The sequence below is a fragment of the Gottfriedia acidiceleris genome (genome assembly GCF_050457485.1).
Classification (GTDB): domain Bacteria; phylum Bacillota; class Bacilli; order Bacillales; family Bacillaceae_G; genus Gottfriedia; species Gottfriedia acidiceleris_D.
In genome coordinates this window covers 70,580-90,341 of record NZ_JBCMJM010000013.1, presented here as the reverse complement: position 1 = coordinate 90,341, position 19,762 = coordinate 70,580, and the positions used below count along the sequence as shown (strand labels likewise).

Genomic DNA, 19,762 nt, shown 5'->3' with positions numbered 1-19,762 from the left:
ATGAATATAGCGTCAATACAGTAAATATAATTTATTGTAAATTTTCAAAAAACTTCAAACATAGCGTTTAATCGTTAAATATTTTAGAAAAAAAATACAAAGGAGTGATAAAGTTGTGCGTTATAAAAACCGAAAGTATCAAACTGTATTATGACCGGTTAGGTACTGGAGAACCCCTCGTATTAATTCATGGTCTTGGAGAAGTAAAAGAAAGCTGGTTTAAACAATATGAACTAGCGAATGAGTTTGATTTAATTATTCCTGATTTGCGTGGCCATGGAGAAAATGATTTAACTGAAGGCATCTCAATTAAAAATTTCGCAAATGATGTACTTGATTTAATGGATCAGTTAGGAATTGAAAGCGCTCATATATTAGGCTTATCTATGGGTGGGGCTGTTGCACAAGAGATGTACCGCCAAGCACCTGAAAGATGTCGCTCTTTAATCCTAGTTAGTACTTTTCACTATGCTCCAAGATTACTAGGATTATGGTTTATTCATTACAAAGAGTTTCGTTCAAAAATTTTCACACCACAACAGTTAAAAGAGATGACAGCAAGATCATGCCTTTTTTCATGGGAGAAAGAGACTTTACAACAATTTAAACAATATTATCGGCCAAATCCAGAAGGATACGACAGGTCAATGAGAGCCTGTTTTAAGGTTGATAATAGAGAATTGTTACCAAATATTAAGGTACCAACTCTTATTATTGGTGGTCAATTTGATCCGATTACGCCAGTATGGCTCCAATTAGTAATGCATAAAAGTATTCCAAATTCAAAATTAGTTATTTTCAAAAATACTGGCCATGTAACCAAAATGGAAGCTGCGGAAAAATTTAATCATACGATTCGCTCTTTTATAAATATATGAACCCGTTAAGGTTTAAAATTAATTTCTAACAAAATAGATCAACCTATTTTCAGCTTGCTGATATAGTTTTTATAAATACTTAAAAAATAAGCTTTATCAACGTATTGCATCTAAGTGTACTATTCTAAAAAAAGCCTCCATATAGTTTAACAAAAACGGGAGGGTACGAATATGTACGAGAATTGGCTAGATACATTAACATCTAATGATTTATTTCTGACCTTTCTATCAATATTAATTGGTGCGATCGGTGGTTATGCCAATATATTATTAGCTAATGAGGGCTATATTAGAAGTTATCGGTTTAAAGATTCTGATGGTAGAGAAAGATATTCACTTGGATCTAAGCGTGAAATAATTCTTGGAGCTATGGCAGGTTGTATATCTTACCTTATTGCTGTACTAACGACAGATGATCAAACTCCTGTATCTATTATCATTTATGCTTTTATTTGTGGAGTTAGCGGCGGTGCTTATTTAGAAAAATTGGTTGATAAAAACGTTAATAACAAAATCATTGATTTTAGTTCAACGCTTGAAGCAATGGAGAAAGAGAAAAATGAGAACAAAAAGGCAAGTGCCCCCTCTAATAACAAGGGAGATATGCATCAAACAGATACTGGTGTTGTCGATGGAATAGAACTAAATAATGAAGATGACAGTACTAATGATGTAACCAATAAAGAAGTTGATTTTCATTACAATATTTTAATGAAAAGGTTAAAATGTGCAAGAAGTACCAAGGAAGCTGAAAAATATTTTAATGAATTAGTTCGATTGATCAATAACAGATAAATATTTAAAATCACTACAAAAAAAGTTCAGTTCTATCTTTTCGAAGATGGTAAACTGAACTTTTTATTTTAACTTTAAGATTCTAAAAAACCGAACATGGTTGTTTAACGTGAGATTTCTCGTTTCATAGAATGATAATTGATTCATTAGATCCATTCTATTTTAATAGTGGCAATTTCCTTACTTCGAGTAGTATCATGACTTGAATCCATATTACTACTAAACCATATTTTATTAATAAATGATTTTAAAAATTGATTACACACTTCAGGATCGATTGCTTCTAAATCGTCTAGCGTTTCAATGATCTTCTCAATTTTTTGACGATCATCGTTTTTGTTACTTAAATTCTCTATTTGAGTCTGATAGAGTTCAATTTGCTCGTTCATTTGATTCATTTGGCCGATTAGTTCATTTTTTAGTTCTTCATATTCTTTTTTAGTAATTTCTCCATCCATTCTCATTTCTCTAACGTTATTTTGTCTTTTTTTAATTTTTTCCTTTTGTTTGATTAATGAGACGAGTTCAGTCGATAATCTTTGTTCTAGTTCGATTGTTTTCTGAGAATCTAGCATTTTTAGCGCGTTCTCTAACTCTGATTTTTTTTCTTTAATACTTTTTAAAACAAATTCTTCAACTAATTGATATTTATAGCCGCGATCTTTACATTGATTGTTTGATATTTTATATGAACATGATTTTATAAAATCAATTTTTGAATTATCTTTTTGAATATATCGCTTCCGCCCACAGCAAGTGCAGTATATTAAATTTTGTAACCTACGTACCTCTTTTCGGTTTTGAAAATAAACATTTTTATTATTTTCTAATATGGTTTGGACGGCAAAGAATTGCTCCTTTGTTATGATAGCCTCATGTGCATTTTCAATAAAAACTTCATCAATTATTTTATTATGAATACGTCTTTTAGCCTGTATGGCACCATAATATACAGGATTCGTACGTAATTGGCTAATATGTGATGTAGTAAGGATTTTACCTTGCCTACTCCTCCAATTTAACCTATTTAATTGCCGTGCTATTTCATTTACTGAAACTCGTTCTAACGATTTATCGAATATTAGTCGAATGATCTTCGCTTCATCTTCAATGATTTCTAATTTTTTTTCCGAATTTTTACGATACCCAAGTGGGGTCTTATTACTCATTACCCATTTACCTTGCTCCGCTGCTGCTAATCTCCCTCTTGATAACCGCTTTTTTATCTGCTTATATTCAAAATTAGCCAATACTGCCTGAAATGAAAATAACATTTCATTTGTTTCCTGGGATAAATCAATTTTTCCTTGTGGGGTTAATATTTTAATATCGTTTAAGATTAATACTTGCTTGATTTGTTCCGCATGTGCATTATCACGTGAAAGACGATCTATATCCATAATTATTAAATAATCAAATTCATGTATTTTCTTCAGTAATAAATTTAATTGTTCACGCTCTGTATTTACACCACTCGAAATTTCCTGATAAATGATATATTTTAAATTATGCTGATTGGCTAGCTTAATCAAAGCATTTTTATGATTAAGTAGAACTTCATCTACATCTTTTTGTTCTTCATTTCTTGAGAGTCTGAGATATATAGCTGCTAACATGTAATCACCTTAGCATTATGCATTTTACGTAAATGATGAATTCCCAATAAAAATAGAAAGTTTATATTTGTTATCTTACCGACAGTACCATATAACGTAATCACGACAATATCATCTACGTTATATTTTGGTTGTTTTTTCTTTGTCATACTTCTTACCTCCTTCTCCATACGTCGTGACTAATTCGTTTTTACTGTATACTATGCAACCAATAGATAATTGTCTGTCATTTTCATAGTAAATAAAAAAAGGGATTAGCCTATTTTGTAGGTAAGAAATTAATAGCTAGTTTCAAAAATGGTAGAATCAATAAATTAATGGGATATTTTGAAAAGGTGGCAATTAAAAAAAAGATGCAACTTAGTTAAACTAAGCCACATCTTATTGATCTTCTAAATATAAGTTCCATGCTTCATCAAAAACGCTCATCGATTGATGGAAAGTTCCATCAAACTCTAAATACGAGCTAATTTCGTCATAGCTTGAAGAATGTTTTGGAAATGAGTGATCATTAAAAAGATGATCTGCTAATATTCCAATTTCATTAGGTATTTTATAGTTTCTATGCTTCATCATATAATGGTAAAATGACTTTCTCATGATTCTCCCTCAATTATTATATATTTTATCTCTTTTTCTAAAAATATTATTACTTTTTGAATATGCGTTTTTCAATAACAGAGTTATTTTATATTTTAAAAATACTCGTTCTATGACGAGAAGTCAAAATAATTTCTTTTTAATAATCTCGGCTGCTTCATTAATTCATCAAATGTGACTGAAACTGGAAGTAATTTTGTTGAAATGAGAAATAACTGATCTTCTATCGATTTGACCATATCTTCCTTTTGATAGGTAAATTTACATTGATCACAATGAAATGATGGTACTCCTGTAATTGTGATTGCTCGGGAACCATCCGGTAATTCCCAATGTACTACTGCTTCTGTTTCCTGTACATTCTCCTCACCACACCAATCACATTTTAAAGTATTATTCATCTTTGTTTACACTTCCATCCAATTTTTGAATTTGTGATTGAAACTTTTTCTCTTTAAGTTCATCCCTTTTTTCTCGTTTATTTTTTAATGAACTATGTGTTGGATCTGTTTGATATTGTTCTCTCTTTTTCATTCTTTCTAAATCTGAAGGAATAAGACTTTGCACCTGATCATTCATGATACTAGCAATACCAACCTTAGCTGCCTTATTTAAATAATCAGGGTAAACTAATGAAAAATACTCTTCTGCCGTATCCTCTTTATAGTTTTCAGGCTCTGGATAAGATGTGATGACACCTTCAAAATTTCTTAGTACGGTTTTTTTACTACTTTGTGAGACGATATAGTTTGGTTGAAGTGAGATTTTACCTCCCCCTCCTGGTGCATCTACTACAAATGTAGGTACTGCATAACCAGAAGTATGCCCACGTAATCCCTCAATAATCTCCAACCCTTTTGAAACTGGTGCTCTAAAATGACCAATTCCTTCTGATAAATCACACTGATAAATATAATATGGTCTGACTCTTATTTTTACTAAGTCATGCATTAACTTTTTCATAATCGGTACACTGTCATTAATCCCTGTTAAAATAACTGATTGGTTCCCAACTGGAACGCCAGCATTTGCAAGCATTTCACATGCTTTTTTTGCTTCTTCGGTTACTTCAATGCTCGTATTGAAATGAGTGTTTAACCATACTGGATGGTATTTTTTTAATATTTCACATAAGTTTTCAGTAATTCTTTGCGGGAATACTACGGGTGCTCTAGTGCCAATTCTAATAATTTCCACATGATCAATTGCTCTTAAATTTTTTAAAATATATTCCAAAATATTGTCATTAATTAATAATCCGTCTCCACCTGAAATAAGTACGTCCCTTACTTCTTCATTTTCACGTATATAGGCGATTGCTTCATCTAATTGTTTTTTCGGTACTCCCATACCAATTTGACCTGAAAATCGACGTCTTGTACAGTAGCGACAATACATTGAACATTGATTTGTAACTAAAAAAAGTACTCGATCTGGATATCGATGAGTTAAGCCAGGAACTGGACTATCATCATCCTCTCCTAGTGGATCTTCCGAATCATATTTTGTTTTATTTAATTCTTTACTAATTGGTACAGATTGCATTCTAATGGGACAGCGTGGATCGGTTGGATTCATTAATGAAGCATAGTATGGAGTAATATTTAATGGAATTGTTTTAGTTGATATTCTTACCCCTTCTTCTTCATCTTTCGTTAAATCAATCACTTGTTTCAAGTCATCCAATGTTCTGACTGTATTTGTTAATTGCCATAACCAATCATTCCATTGTTCATCCGTAACATCTTTCCATAGAGGAATATCTTTCCAATGTCTTTGAGGTTTATAAAGCTGATTTTTCATTTATGGTCCTCCTTGTTTAATAGGACAATTTAAATTTACTAAATTAAGTAAAAGTTTCTAGTTATATACCTACTTCTTTATATGCACTTAATAAAAAGTTGGTGAAAAGAGTAAAACTTAAAAAACAGTATGAAATCTGTGTAAAATGAAATAAACCGACTAACTAATCGTTAGTCGGTATCTGTGGCTGACGCTCAATAGTTTTTATAAAGTTACAAAAGACGCACCGATGATAATTAATAAAATAAACAATACAACGATTAACGCAAATCCTCCGCCGCATCCCCAGCCACAACCGTGGCCTCCGCCGTAGTAAGGTGAATATCCCTTCATATAGATTGCCTCCTTCACTTAACTTTTAGAAATCACAATAAAGTATATGTAAGGTTCACAATCCTTGTTACATAGGCATTTAACTATATTTCGTGCAAAATTAAATCGATTTTTGGATCTATACATGACCTAATAGTACTAAACTTATAGTCCTATGAATGAGTAATCAATTTTTCGTAAAATCGACTTTAAGAAATAAAAAAAGTCTTGAGAAAAATTCTCTCAAGACTCTAAAACTTAATAAATAAATGATAATATATATGTCCAAATACAAACAAATGCTAGTAATCCAAAACTATATTTTAAAGTCATCTTTGTTAATTTTGATTCATTACCTGTTTCACCTACTGCAGCTGTTGCGATTGCGATTGACTGAGGTGAAACTAGTTTTGCTATTACCCCACCTGCAGTATTTGCTGATACTAATAACGAAGGATTTGTACCTAAAATATTACCTGCTGAAACTTGAATTGGAGCAAATAAAGTATTGTTATTTACGACAGAACCAGTCATAAATACCCCAATCCATCCTAAAATTGGAGATAAGAATGGAAATGCATCCCCAGTGTGTGCAACTGCTTGACTTAAAGCACTTGTTAATCCTCCATAAGTCATCAATTTTGCAATACTAACAATTGCACAAATCATTATGATCGGTATCCAAAATTCTGAGATTGTTTTTTTAAGTAGAGCTAAACCCTTCCTTACATTGATTGATTTAGAAGAGAAAATTGTAACTAATCCTGCTAATAATATTGCAGTACCTGTTGCTCCGATTAGATCAATGCTGACATTTATCGTAGAACCTGGAACAACGAATTTTATTACGGTAGCAGCTAGTGCTCCTCCATCAGCGAATAAACCTTTAAATGATTTTAAGCTCCAAATTAATACGAAAATTGTTAGTAAATAAAATGGTGACCATGCTTTAATCACATCAGACATTGAATAAGATTCAGTTTTAAACTCTTTTCCATTTAGTAAGAAAATATTTTTAGGTTGCCATTTTTTAAGAAATAATGCTAAAACACCCATTGTTAATAATGAAGGAATAATATCTGCTAACTCTGGACCTAAAAAGATTGTCATAATTGCTTGAGAAACTGTATAAGTAATAGACGTTACTAAAATTGCAGGTAAAATTTCTTTAATTCCTTTAAATCCATCGATTAACCAAATTAATAGAAATGGAATCGTAAAATTAATAATTGGTAATGTTAGTGCAGTCATGATTGAAACTTTCATTGAAGTTACACCGTGTAATCCAAATGTATCTATAATTCCTACTGGTATTCCAATTGCTCCAAACGCACCAGATGCACCATTCGCAATTAAACATAGCATAGCTGCTTGTAATGGTTTAAACCCGACTGAAACTAATAATACCGCACAAATAGCAATCGGTACTCCAAAACCTGCTGCTCCTTCAAGAAATGCGTTAAAACAAAATCCAATCAATAAAAACTGGATCCGTTGATCACTCGAAATACCAACTATACTGCTACGTAAAATATCAAACTTTCCAGATTCTACTGTTATTTTGTATAACCACACAGCCATTACAATGATATAACCAATTGGCCATAATCCTTGAATGGTTCCTTGAGTAACACTTCCGATTGATTCACCAATTGGTAATTTAAAGATAGTTAGTACGATTATAAACGTAATTCCAAGGTTTAATAACGCTGCATAAATACCTTTCATTTTTAATACTGTTAAGCATAAAAGAAATAAAAGAATCGGTACAGCTGCTACTAGTGCTGAAATTGCAAGATTATCAAATGGATTAAAACTATCTACTAACATTTAGTTTACTCCCTTGTTTAGGTTCTTAGATTTTACATTCAAAATCTAGCATCCAACCTAATTATTTATTAAATTACTTCACAAACATTATTTTTTAATATTGCCATATAAAATAATTAATATTATTTCAAATAAGCTGTATAACATGTGAATTATTTCACATATAGTTACAAAAAAATAAAGAATTTTGCTAATTACTTTATTTTCACTTGTGAATAATTTAACAAACTTAATTTTATACTAAGAATTATTTCATAACAATCAACTATTATTTCCATTTATGGAAATATACAGTATATCTCTATTTTCCTTTTTTGTTATGTATTTTCAAAATATTAGAGGGGAAATATATACTAAAATACATAAATAGACTAAAAACAATAGAAGGAGTAATAGATTCATGTCAAAATTCTTGCGAATATGCCTTCTTTCTTTTCTTGTATTCTTTTTGACCAGTTGTCAAATTAAACCTTCAGATCATGGACAAAGCCAATCAAATCCACTAAGTGAGCAAAAAATGAGTTTTAAAAATAAACTTTTAAAAAACTCATTATTTTTCCTTGTTATAGGAGTTGATTCGCGGGGCGAAAAAAACTCACGTTCAGATAGTATTGCAGTAGTTCAATATAATGTTGAAGACCGAACTCTAAAAGTTGCCTCAATATTAAGGGATTCATATGTTAAAATTAGGGGTTATAAGTACGGTTACGGAAAAATTAATCAGGCCTATTATTTAGGTGGAGAAAAATTACTAAAAGAAACAATTTATCATAATCTCGGTATTCCAATTGACCATACGGTTATAATCGACTTTAAAGGTTTTGTTGGGATTGTAGATACACTTGTTCCAGAAGGTATAACAGTTAATGTTAGTCAATCAATAATTAATGATATGAACTTAAAAATGAAACCTGGAAAAAATAGATTACACGGTGAACAGCTCTTAAAATACGTACGTTTTAGACATGATCATGATAATGATTTTGGAAGAGTTCAACGCCAGCAAGAAGTATTGTTAAAAGTCGTAAGTGCCGTTAAAGAAAAGTTAAATACGTTTGGTGGGATCGCTAGAGTACCTCTTTTATTAGACGAAACAACAAAATATGTTTCAACTGACTTAAAATTAGATGAAATACTTTCACTTGCTTCCATTGCATTTTCTCAACCAATTGAAAAAATTGATTGCTTAAGTATTCCTGTAGATGCTGGCTTTACAAACGAAACTGTTGAACATTCAGGAGCAGTACTAAAATTAAACTTTTCTAAGAACAGACAAACAATTAAGCAATTTTTTAAAGCTCCTGCCCCAGTAATAAATAGTAAAAATAGTAATGGTAATAAAAAGTTGAAAAATAAATGATATATTGAACTTCACAAAAAAGAGAAGGGTGTATTCCTTCTCTTTTTTGTTTATTTTTATCTTATTCTGATTTTTGCACTTTCATTGATTAAAAGAAATCACTTTATAAGTATCAGATGAGTACTCCAAGATTGTTATACTAGCGTTTTTTATTTCTAATTCAATATTAAATTCCTCAGAAAACTTTTTTACTATATTACGAATCGTATTTCCATGAGTGACAATTAATACATTCTCATCGTTTTTATTATTTTCGATAATTAGTTCATTTAGCCCTTTTTCAATTCGATCCCATAGTTCGGTGTAACTCTCGGCATGATGGTATGGATCAGATTCTTTTATAAAGTTTGTAATATCTTCTAGCGACCGATTTCTTAATAGTTCTCTAAAGGAACTATAACCGTGATCATTTGCAACTTTACCTAGGGCAACTGCTGAGAATTCTCCTTCAAAACTACCAAAAAAGGACTCTCGGAAGGCTTTTGTTTTTCTAATTACAGGAATTTCGTAACTGTTTTGCTGTAAAATTAGTTCAGCCGTTTCAACAGTTCGACCAGAATCGCTAGTATATACACGGTCAAACTGGATATCTGATAATCTATTGCCACATTCAATGGCTACTAGTTTTCCTTCTTCTGTTAACGGACTGTCGGCCCATCCTTGCATTCTTTTATAACGATTTAAATAAGTTTCACCATGTCTAATTAAATATAAATGAATTCTATTCTTCATCTAATCACCCGCAATGTGAATTTTAAAATTCCTTATTTGTATTTGCCAAAACCTTACCTAAATAAATTCCACTAGCCGCCGCTTGGGACAACGAGTGGGTAACTCCAGAGCAATCTCCAATTACAAATAATCCTTCTATACTCGTTTGAAAGTTTGAATTGGTTTCTATAATCGGTGAATAAAACTTTCCATCCATTCCGTAAAGAAGTGTATCCTCATCAATTGTCTCTCCAATAAATTCTTCCAATTGATTCAAAAATCCTTGTAAAATAGTCAAATATAATTGAGGAACTTCATTTTTAAGGTCACCGCAATCGGCATCTAATGTTGGCTTTATACTGTTTTTTTCCATTTTGACATTAGTTGTAGGCTCACCGTTTAGTAAATCACCTAACCGTTGAACGACGATACGATCTAAGCCATTATTTATTTTGCCTATAATTTTATTAGCGTAAAGATTTGCTTCTGTCAGTGATGGAAAATATTTAGGTGTGAATAAAGTAAAATTTAAATTCGTTGTTCCTGATTCTTTTTCCTTAAAATTTTGTCCATCAGGCATAACTAATCCTTCTTGAAACTTTCGAACGATTCTACCTTTTGGATTCATACAATATGTAGTTGAAATCAATTCATCATATTCAAAAGCGAGTTTCGTTTCGAATGTATCTTGTAAAATTGAACGAAGCTGTTGTTCTTTCATTTCAATTCTAATTCCTAAATCTAAACGAGTTCTACCTTGTTTAATTCCTAGGGAAGTAATCTGATCATTTAACCATTCTGTTCCGGATCTGCCTGTTGCAAATACTACATTTTTAGATTCGAATTTTCCTAAGTTAGTATCCAAATAGAATAGATTATTCTCCTTTTTAATAGTTTGAATATCAACTTCAAAGCGAATATCAATTCTACTAGATAATTCATTATATAGTCGTTCGAATATTTCTGTTGAAAGACGTGTACCGAGATGTCTAACTTCAGTCGTTAACATATGTAAATTGCAATCCCTGGCTTTTTTCGCCAAATTTTCATTTACAGTCGAATATTTATCTACAGAACTGCCCCCAAAAAGACATAATAGATCGTCAACCTCTCTCATTAATTGTTCAAGATTTTCTCTGCCTACCTTTTGAGCTAATTCACCCCCAAAATCACATGAATAGTTAAATTTCCCTTCAGATTTACCAAGTCCTGCAAAGCCATAATATTTACCACAAACATCGCAATTGCATATTTCACCTTTATCTATAGCACATGACCTTTCCTCTAAAGACTTTCCTTTTTCAAGAATTAAAACTTTTTGATTTGATTGTAATAATGTATATGCTAAAAAAATGCTACTTACACCTGAACCGATAATTGTAATATCATACATCTTTTTTCACCTTCTTGATTTTTTCACTTATTCTAATTGTACAATAGTTACTATACTTAAGTGAAATCCCCAAATTATAAATGGTAGATATTATCTTTAGTAAAAAAAACACGCCTTATTTGGCGTGTTTCAGTGTGTAGACAAAGTTCTATAAACTTGGTTTTCAGACTGATTACAAGCGTTTGGCGGGCAGTCTGAAACATGCCTTCTTATTTGGCGTGTTCAAGAATTTTTATTCTTATCCTTATCTTTAAATTCTAAAATGGCGATCACAAACATACCAAAGCTAATCATTAGTGATAAAACTTCGAAAGTAATAATAAAACCGCCTCCTTACTTTTAAGCCTTCCCGGAACCAAGTTTGTCCTATACATTCAACTATGTTTTTTATTTTAATTTTTGAAAAACTCTCTTTAAATAAAGAGATTAACATGAAGGTTCTTCAATGCTGCAGTTAATCCAATTTCTTCCACAAACCTTTTTAGGTCTATATTTTGTTAATAATTGGAATAATAGTTTCGACAGGAGGAATACAAATGGATCATTTCGAAGCATTTTTGAATAGTAAGAATTGGATTGATAATGATTTAGATGCAAGATATATAAATATAAACCACCCTTATGCAATCTTAATTTCTGGAGAAGAAGGACAAATTACTTTAAGAGGAAACACCGGTATTGATAACGGTCATAACGGAGAAGAAATCTTCTCTTTTACATCATTAAAAGAGCTTCAAGAGTGGTTTGAAGATAATATTGGGGAATGAATTAATTGTATTTAATAAATAATCCTACTCATGCCAAAATCTAAAAATATTGGCTGAGTTTTTTTATTTTATTGCATTGTAAAACCCTCAAAAAAATTCAATTAATCTAGTCGATTGTAAAAATTAATTTTTATGAATACATAAAGGATATTGAAGCATTTGCAACGAATAATTTTCTTTGGAGGTGTTTGATATGAGCAATAAAAATAATGAATTGAATTGTAATAAAGAAGATTTGTATCTTGAAGTAATCAACGAAATGAAAGGAATACAAATTCATTTATTAGAAGAGATCACTCGGTTAAATAGCGAAGTTAATTTTCTGATATCGGTTGTTCTACCAAATATAGATAGAGATAATTTAAATAATGATCAATTGGCCATGTTCGGAGAGATCGTATTGAATAAAAGAAGTTAAATACTTAGTAAGTATTACGTAAAATTCTATCAGATAAAAAATTGAAAAGTCTCTGAAGCAATCAAATTATGTTACGCAAATTACTTCTCTTTACCTCACTTTTACCACTTAGATTGATTGTTAGATTGATGAACCTGAATCCTAAGGTTTAGAAACATTTAAAGTAATGTTGATTATTTCAATGTAAACTTATCCCTGTATGTAATTCATCAAAATTCCAAACAATTTGCGTTTTACTCTTCAATCTTTTTAGAAAAAACTTTACCGTTATTCAATTGACACCAGTCCAAATCTGTAGTGTCACTGTATTTTGAGTTAAATTCATCTATAGAAAGGAAAACTTCAATATTTCCTTTTTCAAGCTCTAAAAGAAGTGTATATGGAGTTAATCCGTAAACATTAGAAACAGCAATTAATTCACCTATATGTATTTTTTCTGAAAAATCAATTTTATCATCCATTTCAATCTCTCCTTACCCTTTAGAATTGATCATCATAAATACTTTTATATACTGCCCTTAATACAAATAAATCCTCAAAATTTTGTGGATTTTAATTTAAATTAACCATCAGTACGAGAACAATCTTCAATTTGAAAAATGAATTTAAAATAGTAAAATGACTCAAGTATTTTTCTTGAGTCATTTTATTGTTGGCTTTACTTACTGAAATAATTTATTAATGTATTATTTTTTATTTGTTTATGTTTTATTAATTATTATTCTTATTTAAAAAACTCCCAATTTGTGATTTATATCACAAATTTGGATCGATATATTTGGTATTCTTTTTTTAGAAAAACAACACAACAAAACTTTATGGAGGTATTAAAATGAATCAACCATTTAATGAGTTCTCTAAAATTAGTGAGATTGTTACGGAATTCCCAAAGGCAAGTGATCTATTTAAAACATATCGAATTGATTTTTGCTGTGGTGGAAATAGACCTCTAATTGAAGCGATTGAAGAAAAAAAACTTTCAAAAGATGAAATTCTATCGAAACTAAATAAAATGTATCAAGAAAAAAAATTATTAAACGAAGTAGTAATTGATTTTAAAGAAGCTTCTAGTATTGATTTAATCGAACATATCGTGAATAAACATCATCGTTTTTTAAATGAGGAATTACCTCTATTAAGTCCATATGTAACTAAAGTAATGCGAGTTCACGGAGAAACTCAACCTCATTTAGTAAGATTACACAAGTTGTTCTTTGATTTAAAAACAGAATTAGAGGAACATACATGGAAGGAAGAAACAACAGATTTTAAATTGATTTTAGAATATGAACAAAACCCAACTGACGAAAATTACATGAAATTAAATAATGTCGTTGGCGAATTAGAAAATGAGCACAGTTCTGCTGGGGATATTTTAAAAGAATTACGTGAAATTACAAATGACTATACCCCACCAGTAGAAGCTTGTGGTACTTATCGTCTTGTTTATCAAAGACTTGAAGCTCTAGAGGCTGATACATTCCAACATATCCATTTAGAAAATAATATATTGTTTAAAAGAGCAATTGTTAGGAATTAAATAGACCTAGTTTATATATTTATAGGAGCATGACAAGTCATGCTCCTTCAAAGTGTTGAAATATAAAATGGTCAATAAGGAAAACGGACATTAAATAAACATTTATTTAAAATGAAATTATCATTTTTTGGAAGATCTCTTAATGGTTTTAAATGCTAATCTGTTTGAGCAATTTCATGATTCCAATAACACTACTAATGATTTTTTTCAGAAGTTAAAAATATATGAGCTAAATTTTAGAAAAACAAATTCAATTGATTAGTTTAATGAAAGTTCGATATTAATTGACCTACAAGTTGATTAATATACGGGTAGGTTGCTATAAGTAAAGGCTATTTGATTAGGATTTATTGCAGACTTTTTTTGATGGATAAGTTGATTGGAATGAAAGGATGCTCGACTCCTATGGGNNATTGACAAGGTTGTTTTTCAACAGCGTGAAGGAGCATGACAAGTCATGCTCCTTCTTTAGTTAACTTCCGATTGCAATTCTTCTATTTTTACGACTAAAAAGCCTTCTGAATCAATCGTAACTAATTTCTTTTTTCTTAATTGATTTATAGTACGATTTACTGTCTCTCTTGATGAACCGATCATATTAGCAAGTTCGCGATTCGTAAAATGAGTTGTTATTTTATATTGATTTTTATCTAAAGATACCCCATTCGATTTACATAGTCGTAGTAATAACATGATTACTTGATCATATGTATTATGAAGTGTTTGTTCAACTAATCTAGCTTGTAGATCGATAATTTTTTCTCCAAGAAACTTTAACAACTTTATACATAGTACAGGATATTTAATCAGAATTTGCTCAAATTCAGCGACTGGTGTGATTATTAACTCTGCTGTTTTAAGCACCTCAGCATGTGCTGGGAAGGTTCCTTTTCGAAATAAACCAACATGTGGAAACATCTCACCAGTTCGTGGTACCGAAACAATTTGTTCTCTACCCGACAGATCAGTTATATGTATTTTTATTTTTCCGGAGTGTATAAAAAACACGCGATCAAGTTTGTCACCTTGCAAAAAGACAAATGATTTCGCTTTATATAATCTCATATGTGAAATATCCACTATCGATTGAAGCTCTTCATCCGAAAGATCTTTAAACAGTGGTACTCTTTTAAAATGATTAAAAATCACATCTGACATTCAAGATACTCCTCTATAAAAAATTCCTTCTACTTCGTTAAATACAAGTATTTACCTATCGCCTTTATATAATTTTAAAAAAAAGACCCCTGTACTAGGAGTCTTCATTTTATTATATTTATTCACCAGGAAAAACTGGAATAAATTTAAATTCATTTACATTAAATAAACCTTTAGTAGTTAGTTTGATACTCGGAATAACAGGTAGTGCTAGAAATGATAATGTTAAGAAAGCGTTAAATGTATTGTTTGGTCTAATTTGAAGTAATGATTTTTCAATTTGGTGTAAACCTGCTTCGACTTCTTCAGCAGATTTATTACTCATTAAACCGCCAATCGGTAATGGTAATTTGGCAATAACTTTTCCAGATGATACGACTACTATTCCACCGTTCATTTCTTCTATTGTTTTAATTGCAAGATACATATCATTATCATTCATACCGGCAACGATTAATTGGTGTGAATCATGAGCAATGGTTGTAGCGATTGCTCCATCAATTAAATTTAAACCTTTAACAATTCCTAGACCAATCTCCTTTTCAGAATGATAGCGATCTATTACTGCTATTTTACATAAGTTTTCGGCGACACTTGGTATAAAATGAGTATATTCACTTGATAATTTTTCAATTAAATGGTTTGTTACGATACTATTCGGATTAATTTCAATTATATTTGCAAGCGTTTTTGATTCTGTTTTTAATTCAAGATCTTCAATTTTTAGATCTCCTAAGCTTACTTTTGAATCAATCGAAATTGACTCTTCATTTTTAATTAGTTTACTAATTTGTTTGTTTTTAACGATAAACTCATTTTTACACCAAACTTCCGTAACTTCTACTAATTCTAAGTCGTTTAAAAATACAAAGCTTGCTTCATAGCCAGGAGCAATTGCACCTTTTTGTTTTAAACCATAGCATGTTGCTGGATTTAATGTTGCCATTGAATAGGCAGTTACTGGTTCAATTCCGTATTTGATTGCTGTACGTATACAAAAATCAATCGAACCTTCTTTCATAATATCGTCTAAATGTTTATCATCTGTGCAATACATAATTCGCTGTGCATTTCGATCATTTACTGCGGGTAATAAATCCTCTAGATTTCTTGCAGCGGACCCTTCTCTAAATGCAACATATAACCCTGCTCTCAGTCTTTCCATTACTTCCTGGACATTTGTACATTCATGATCAGTTGAAATACCTGCATACGAATATGTGTTTATTTCATTTTTAGTTAATCCAGCTAAATGACCATCGATCGGCTTTTGATAAGCGTGAGCTAATTTTAATTTATCGATCATTTGTTTTTCCATCGACATGACTGCAGGATAATCCATTACTTCAGCTAAGCCAAGTACTCTTGGATGAGTCATAAAAGGCTCTAGATGTTCTGCATAAAGTATGGCTCCCCCACGCTCTAATGAAGTTGCAGGTACACAGGATGGTAACATAATTCTAACGTCTAACGGAATATTTTCTGATGCGTCTAACATCATTTTTATTCCATCTACCCCTGCAACATTTGCGATTTCATGAGGATCGGTAATAACAGTAGTTATACCACGTGGTAGCACAGTTCTAGCATATTCACTAGGTAATACCATCGATGATTCGATATGAACATGGGAATCAATAAAGCCAGGTGATATATATTTACCTTCTGCATCTATTACTACATTAGCTTCATAATCACCTATTCCAACTATTATTCCATTTGTAATTGCAATCGAATCTTCTATTATTTCTTTCGTAAAAACATTTATTATTTTCCCATTTATGATTAAAAAATCAGCCTTTTCAGCTTTTGTTGACGTTTTCATTTCATGTAGATTCATGTTTGTTTCCTCCTAAATATTTAGGAGAGAATATGCTATGTCATATCTCTCGTAGTCAAACTATATCGGCAGCTTGGTAGAAACTTTTGGACCGGTTATTTCCAAAATTATACGAGCGTATTAAGAATCACTTTATTTTTTAGTGACACAGACGAAAAAACAAGTTTTAGGAAGTTGTCTTCATACTGAATCATTTAATTTAAAATGAATAAACTTAATTAGCTAATATTTAATTGTAAAAAACTATATTGATAGTATTCTATAAAATTTTGAGTCTAAAAAGCAATAACTTTTTTAAGTGTTTTAAATATAAAATAATTCATAATTTTCTCGTTAATGAATACTATTTTAAATGGGATCGTAGGATGGTAATCATAGGAGGTATGTAGTTTGAAGAAAGTGGTAGAAAAAAAACGAATAAACCCGAATATTTTTAATCATTTTTCATCCTATTCAAAAAAAGAGGACAATTTGTTGCCCGTTAATTATAATCGATTTGATTCGTTCCAAAAGCTAATAAAAAATAATTCACCAATAATTTATAAACAGGACAATATAATAAAGCAAAATTTAGCTTTTATAAGACTCGTTAATGTTTTACCTAAAAAAATAAGTTTAGACATATATGTTAATCGTACTAAATTTATTTCGAATTTAACTTATAAAGAATCAACTCACTATTTAACTTTACCTTCAGGGGTACACTTTGTTGAGATTTTTAAAACGAATGATCTATCAAAATCAATTCATTCTGAACAAATAAATTTACTTGCTGAGCAAAATTATACGATTGCTATTGGTCATAACTTAGACCAAATCTCTCTGTTTTCATATATGGATAATCATTCCTTGCCTCAAGGAGAAACTAAAATCCGCTTTATTAATTTATCCCCTAACTCACCAAATCTAGATTTTGCAGTAAAAGCTGGTGAAGGTGACGTTGTTTTCCCAAATGTTCCATACCAAAAAGCCTCAGAATATCTGCCTATATCGCCTATGACAGTTAATTTGGAAATACGATTAACAGGTACGAAAATGATCGTATTTCCTCTCTATAAATCAAAGTTTAAAGAAAATATAGTATATGATTTAATTTCAGTTGGGTGTGTTGAAGAGGATCCAAGATTTGAAGTAATTAAATTATTTTAGAATTATTTTTACTGATAAGGAATTAACGGCAGGAGATAGGTAGCTCTGGTTGATAAAAAACAGGATTGTCAAAATTAAAATGTACCCTTTGTAAAGGACATTGAAAAAAAGTCTATGCAGTTTTAAGAAGATGATTTCTGTATTGAACAGGGGTCATTTTCTTTAGTTTCCATTGATATCTATAGTGGTTGTAATACTTCATGTAATAGGTAATTTCTTTTTTGAGCTCATCTAAACTTTGACATGACTTAATAGAGGCTTCATCTTTAAAATGACCAAAGAATGATTCCTGTGGAGCGTTATCCCAACAGTTTCCACGTCTAGACATTGATTGAATTAAACCTAGCTTCTTCACGTGTTTTTGGAAGTCTGGGTGTGTATAATGTGTTCCTTGATCTGAGTGAATAATTGCACCCTTCACTTTCCTAAAATTACGATTCCTTTTTAACTTTCGAAGTGTATCTGTAGCTAGCTCCATTGTCATTCGTTCTGAAACATGGTAAGCCATTATTTCATTTGTTGAACTATCTAGGATTGTTGATAAATATGCCTTTTTGCCCTTACCATAGTGTAGATAGGTTATATCTGTTAGAAGAGCTTTCCCAGGTACACCTTGTTTGAATTGACGATTTAATCGGTTTGGCACAACCCTGTGTTCTTTAGTAGCCTTCATCATTCGTTGATAGGGATTTGCCTTTCTAATTGGGCAAACTATACCGTATTTTTTCATAATTCTATTATACGTTTCAAATTGTAGACAATCTTAAATTGACCCGCCAATGTATTCTTGATTTGACGTGCCCCTTTCTTATAACGTTTAAAGCGAAAAGCCTTTAAGATGTGTTCCTTTACAATTTCGTCTTTTTCATCTTGTTGCTTTCGTCGTTCTTTTGACTTAATAGAAAAGTAATTATAATAACCACTTCTTGATACGCCAGCTATCTTACAAAGGTAAGTAACCATATGTTTCAATTCATACTTTTCAATTATGGAACGCATTAGAGTATATTATTGGCAAGGAGAAATAACTACTACTTCATCCTCCCTTCTAAGAAACGAATCTTTTTTAGTAGTTCATTTTCAGCTTTAAGTAGATTAATCTCTGCTTCTAAGCGAGCATTCTTCTCCTCCAAAGTTAGTTCTCTTTCCAGATTTCTTCCTGAATTAATAGATCGCGTGTCACGAAGACCAAGTTCACCGTTCTCTTTAAAGGCAGTACGCCATCTGTTACCAGCAGCTTTAACTCGTTTTATTCCAATCACTTCAATATCAAACCCACACTCTTCAAATATTTGTCTCGGTAATTTTCCTTTCTTATTTTCCGAAATAAAAATATGCTTGAACTCATCGGTGTAAGTGATCCCTTTCGAACTAACTGACTTTACGTGTTGATTTTTGGAAAGTAGATTAATTTCTTTATCTGTAAATATTTTATCGCTCATCTAATATTTCCCCGATCCCGTTTTTTCTAATTATAAACAAAAGTACCCTATAGAGTAGACTTTTTTTAAGTGTCTATTCTATAGGGTACATTTTAAATTAGACAATCCTGTTTTTTTATTTACTCACTAATCTAACAACACTCATACTAT

General features: G+C 30.9%; 20 protein-coding genes, 1 pseudogene and 1 riboswitch. Of the genes and pseudogenes, 7 read left to right on the top strand and 14 right to left on the bottom strand.

Features of this window, described 5'->3' with window-relative positions:
- Positions 1-113 precede the first annotated feature (113 nt).
- Positions 114-878: an alpha/beta fold hydrolase gene (locus tag ABEY15_RS14515; protein ID WP_429890862.1), complete on the top strand. Its 765-nt coding sequence runs from the start codon at positions 114-116 to the stop codon at positions 876-878.
- 171 nt (positions 879-1,049) lie between these two features.
- Entirely contained in the window at positions 1,050-1,673 is a 624-nt protein-coding gene (locus ABEY15_RS14510) for a hypothetical protein (protein ID WP_429890861.1), read from the top strand.
- A 146-nt stretch (positions 1,674-1,819) separates the two neighbouring features.
- On the opposite strand, the gene ABEY15_RS14505 is transcribed toward ABEY15_RS14510, so the two are convergent.
- The 7 genes from ABEY15_RS14505 to ABEY15_RS14475 form a co-directional block, all read right to left on the bottom strand.
- The gene (locus ABEY15_RS14505) at positions 1,820-3,289 is read right to left on the bottom strand and encodes a recombinase family protein (RefSeq protein WP_429890859.1); all 1,470 of its coding nucleotides are present in this window, start codon (positions 3,287-3,289) and stop codon (positions 1,820-1,822) included.
- Positions 3,283-3,438, bottom strand: coding sequence for a hypothetical protein (locus tag ABEY15_RS14500; protein ID WP_335473798.1), 156 nt, complete (start codon positions 3,436-3,438; stop codon positions 3,283-3,285). Before ABEY15_RS14500 ends, ABEY15_RS14505 begins: the two co-directional genes overlap by 7 nt.
- Positions 3,439-3,670: 232 nt before the next feature.
- Positions 3,671-3,889, bottom strand: coding sequence for a YozE family protein (locus ABEY15_RS14495; RefSeq protein ID WP_025671848.1), 219 nt, complete (start codon positions 3,887-3,889; stop codon positions 3,671-3,673).
- 110 nt (positions 3,890-3,999) lie between these two features.
- Positions 4,000-4,290 carry a YokU family protein gene (locus ABEY15_RS14490; RefSeq protein WP_429890858.1) on the bottom strand — a complete coding sequence of 97 codons (291 nt, stop codon included), beginning with the start codon at positions 4,288-4,290 and terminating at the stop codon, positions 4,000-4,002.
- Entirely contained in the window at positions 4,283-5,692 is a 1,410-nt protein-coding gene (gene ablA / locus ABEY15_RS14485; RefSeq protein WP_429890857.1) for a lysine 2,3-aminomutase, read from the bottom strand. Before ablA ends, ABEY15_RS14490 begins: the two co-directional genes overlap by 8 nt.
- Before the next feature lie 204 nt (positions 5,693-5,896).
- Entirely contained in the window at positions 5,897-6,025 is a 129-nt protein-coding gene (locus tag ABEY15_RS14480; protein WP_429890856.1) for a YjcZ family sporulation protein, read from the bottom strand.
- Positions 6,026-6,262: 237 nt separating this feature from the next.
- Positions 6,263-7,834 carry an L-lactate permease gene (locus ABEY15_RS14475; protein WP_429890854.1) on the bottom strand — a complete coding sequence of 524 codons (1,572 nt, stop codon included), beginning with the start codon at positions 7,832-7,834 and terminating at the stop codon, positions 6,263-6,265.
- 400 nt (positions 7,835-8,234) lie between these two features.
- Here ABEY15_RS14475 and ABEY15_RS14470 point away from each other — a divergent pair, with 400 nt between their 5' ends.
- The gene (locus ABEY15_RS14470; protein WP_429890853.1) at positions 8,235-9,194 is read left to right on the top strand and encodes an LCP family protein; all 960 of its coding nucleotides are present in this window, start codon (positions 8,235-8,237) and stop codon (positions 9,192-9,194) included.
- Between the two features lie 81 nt (positions 9,195-9,275).
- Here the strand turns inward: ABEY15_RS14470 and ABEY15_RS14465 are convergent, their stop codons facing one another.
- The 3 genes from ABEY15_RS14465 to ABEY15_RS14455 form a co-directional block, all read right to left on the bottom strand.
- On the bottom strand, positions 9,276-9,926 hold the full coding sequence (locus ABEY15_RS14465) for a histidine phosphatase family protein (RefSeq protein WP_429890851.1): 651 nt from the start codon (positions 9,924-9,926) through the stop codon (positions 9,276-9,278).
- A gap of 22 nt (positions 9,927-9,948) precedes the next feature.
- Positions 9,949-11,298 (bottom strand): NAD(P)/FAD-dependent oxidoreductase, encoded by a 1,350-nt coding sequence (locus ABEY15_RS14460; protein WP_429890850.1) that lies wholly within the window; start codon positions 11,296-11,298, stop codon positions 9,949-9,951.
- A gap of 222 nt (positions 11,299-11,520) precedes the next feature.
- Positions 11,521-11,616, bottom strand: a complete 96-nt coding sequence (locus tag ABEY15_RS14455; protein WP_429890948.1) for a putative holin-like toxin — start codon at positions 11,614-11,616, stop codon at positions 11,521-11,523.
- 218 nt (positions 11,617-11,834) lie between these two features.
- Here ABEY15_RS14455 and ABEY15_RS14450 point away from each other — a divergent pair, with 218 nt between their 5' ends.
- Positions 11,835-12,065, top strand: coding sequence for a hypothetical protein (locus ABEY15_RS14450; protein ID WP_429890849.1), 231 nt, complete (start codon positions 11,835-11,837; stop codon positions 12,063-12,065).
- 193 nt (positions 12,066-12,258) lie between these two features.
- Positions 12,259-12,483 carry a hypothetical protein gene (locus ABEY15_RS14445; RefSeq protein WP_429890848.1) on the top strand — a complete coding sequence of 75 codons (225 nt, stop codon included), beginning with the start codon at positions 12,259-12,261 and terminating at the stop codon, positions 12,481-12,483.
- 233 nt (positions 12,484-12,716) lie between these two features.
- Here the strand turns inward: ABEY15_RS14445 and ABEY15_RS14440 are convergent, their stop codons facing one another.
- Positions 12,717-12,944, bottom strand: a complete 228-nt coding sequence (locus tag ABEY15_RS14440; protein ID WP_429890846.1) for a hypothetical protein — start codon at positions 12,942-12,944, stop codon at positions 12,717-12,719.
- A 371-nt stretch (positions 12,945-13,315) separates the two neighbouring features.
- Between ABEY15_RS14440 and ric the strand changes: the two genes are divergently transcribed.
- Positions 13,316-14,023, top strand: coding sequence for an iron-sulfur cluster repair di-iron protein (gene ric, locus ABEY15_RS14435; RefSeq protein ID WP_429890844.1), 708 nt, complete (start codon positions 13,316-13,318; stop codon positions 14,021-14,023).
- Positions 14,024-14,491: 468 nt separating this feature from the next.
- On the opposite strand, the gene ABEY15_RS14430 is transcribed toward ric, so the two are convergent.
- Together ABEY15_RS14430 and ade are read right to left on the bottom strand one after the other, a co-directional pair.
- Positions 14,492-15,181: a Crp/Fnr family transcriptional regulator gene (locus ABEY15_RS14430; protein WP_429890842.1), complete on the bottom strand. Its 690-nt coding sequence runs from the start codon at positions 15,179-15,181 to the stop codon at positions 14,492-14,494.
- 118 nt (positions 15,182-15,299) lie between these two features.
- Entirely contained in the window at positions 15,300-17,021 is a 1,722-nt protein-coding gene (gene ade / locus ABEY15_RS14425; RefSeq protein ID WP_429890841.1) for an adenine deaminase, read from the bottom strand.
- 32 nt (positions 17,022-17,053) lie between these two features.
- Positions 17,054-17,156, bottom strand: a riboswitch (purine riboswitch).
- A 264-nt stretch (positions 17,157-17,420) separates the two neighbouring features.
- Between ade and ABEY15_RS14420 the strand changes: the two genes are divergently transcribed.
- On the top strand, positions 17,421-18,170 hold the full coding sequence (locus tag ABEY15_RS14420) for a DUF4397 domain-containing protein (protein WP_429890947.1): 750 nt from the start codon (positions 17,421-17,423) through the stop codon (positions 18,168-18,170).
- Between the two features lie 112 nt (positions 18,171-18,282).
- On the opposite strand, the pseudogene ABEY15_RS14415 reads toward ABEY15_RS14420, so the two are convergent.
- Positions 18,283-19,612 (bottom strand): annotated as a pseudogene (locus ABEY15_RS14415) (IS3 family transposase).
- Between the last annotated feature and the right edge of the window lie 150 nt (positions 19,613-19,762).

Coding starts and splice junctions, on each gene's coding strand:
- ABEY15_RS14460 (WP_429890850.1), bottom strand. CDS start 11,298: ATGTATGATATTACAATTATCGGTTCAGGTGTAAGTAGCATTTTTTTA.
- ric (WP_429890844.1), top strand. CDS start 13,316: ATGAATCAACCATTTAATGAGTTCTCTAAAATTAGTGAGATTGTTACG.
- ABEY15_RS14490 (WP_429890858.1), bottom strand. CDS start 4,290: ATGAATAATACTTTAAAATGTGATTGGTGTGGTGAGGAGAATGTACAG.
- ablA (WP_429890857.1), bottom strand. CDS start 5,692: ATGAAAAATCAGCTTTATAAACCTCAAAGACATTGGAAAGATATTCCT.
- ABEY15_RS14445 (WP_429890848.1), top strand. CDS start 12,259: ATGAGCAATAAAAATAATGAATTGAATTGTAATAAAGAAGATTTGTAT.
- ABEY15_RS14505 (WP_429890859.1), bottom strand. CDS start 3,289: ATGTTAGCAGCTATATATCTCAGACTCTCAAGAAATGAAGAACAAAAA.
- ABEY15_RS14450 (WP_429890849.1), top strand. CDS start 11,835: ATGGATCATTTCGAAGCATTTTTGAATAGTAAGAATTGGATTGATAAT.
- ABEY15_RS14495 (WP_025671848.1), bottom strand. CDS start 3,889: ATGAGAAAGTCATTTTACCATTATATGATGAAGCATAGAAACTATAAA.
- ABEY15_RS14475 (WP_429890854.1), bottom strand. CDS start 7,834: ATGTTAGTAGATAGTTTTAATCCATTTGATAATCTTGCAATTTCAGCA.
- ABEY15_RS14440 (WP_429890846.1), bottom strand. CDS start 12,944: ATGGATGATAAAATTGATTTTTCAGAAAAAATACATATAGGTGAATTA.
- ABEY15_RS14510 (WP_429890861.1), top strand. CDS start 1,050: ATGTACGAGAATTGGCTAGATACATTAACATCTAATGATTTATTTCTG.
- ABEY15_RS14500 (WP_335473798.1), bottom strand. CDS start 3,438: ATGACAAAGAAAAAACAACCAAAATATAACGTAGATGATATTGTCGTG.
- ABEY15_RS14480 (WP_429890856.1), bottom strand. CDS start 6,025: ATGAAGGGATATTCACCTTACTACGGCGGAGGCCACGGTTGTGGCTGG.
- ABEY15_RS14470 (WP_429890853.1), top strand. CDS start 8,235: ATGTCAAAATTCTTGCGAATATGCCTTCTTTCTTTTCTTGTATTCTTT.
- ABEY15_RS14430 (WP_429890842.1), bottom strand. CDS start 15,181: ATGTCAGATGTGATTTTTAATCATTTTAAAAGAGTACCACTGTTTAAA.
- ade (WP_429890841.1), bottom strand. CDS start 17,021: ATGAATCTACATGAAATGAAAACGTCAACAAAAGCTGAAAAGGCTGAT.
- ABEY15_RS14465 (WP_429890851.1), bottom strand. CDS start 9,926: ATGAAGAATAGAATTCATTTATATTTAATTAGACATGGTGAAACTTAT.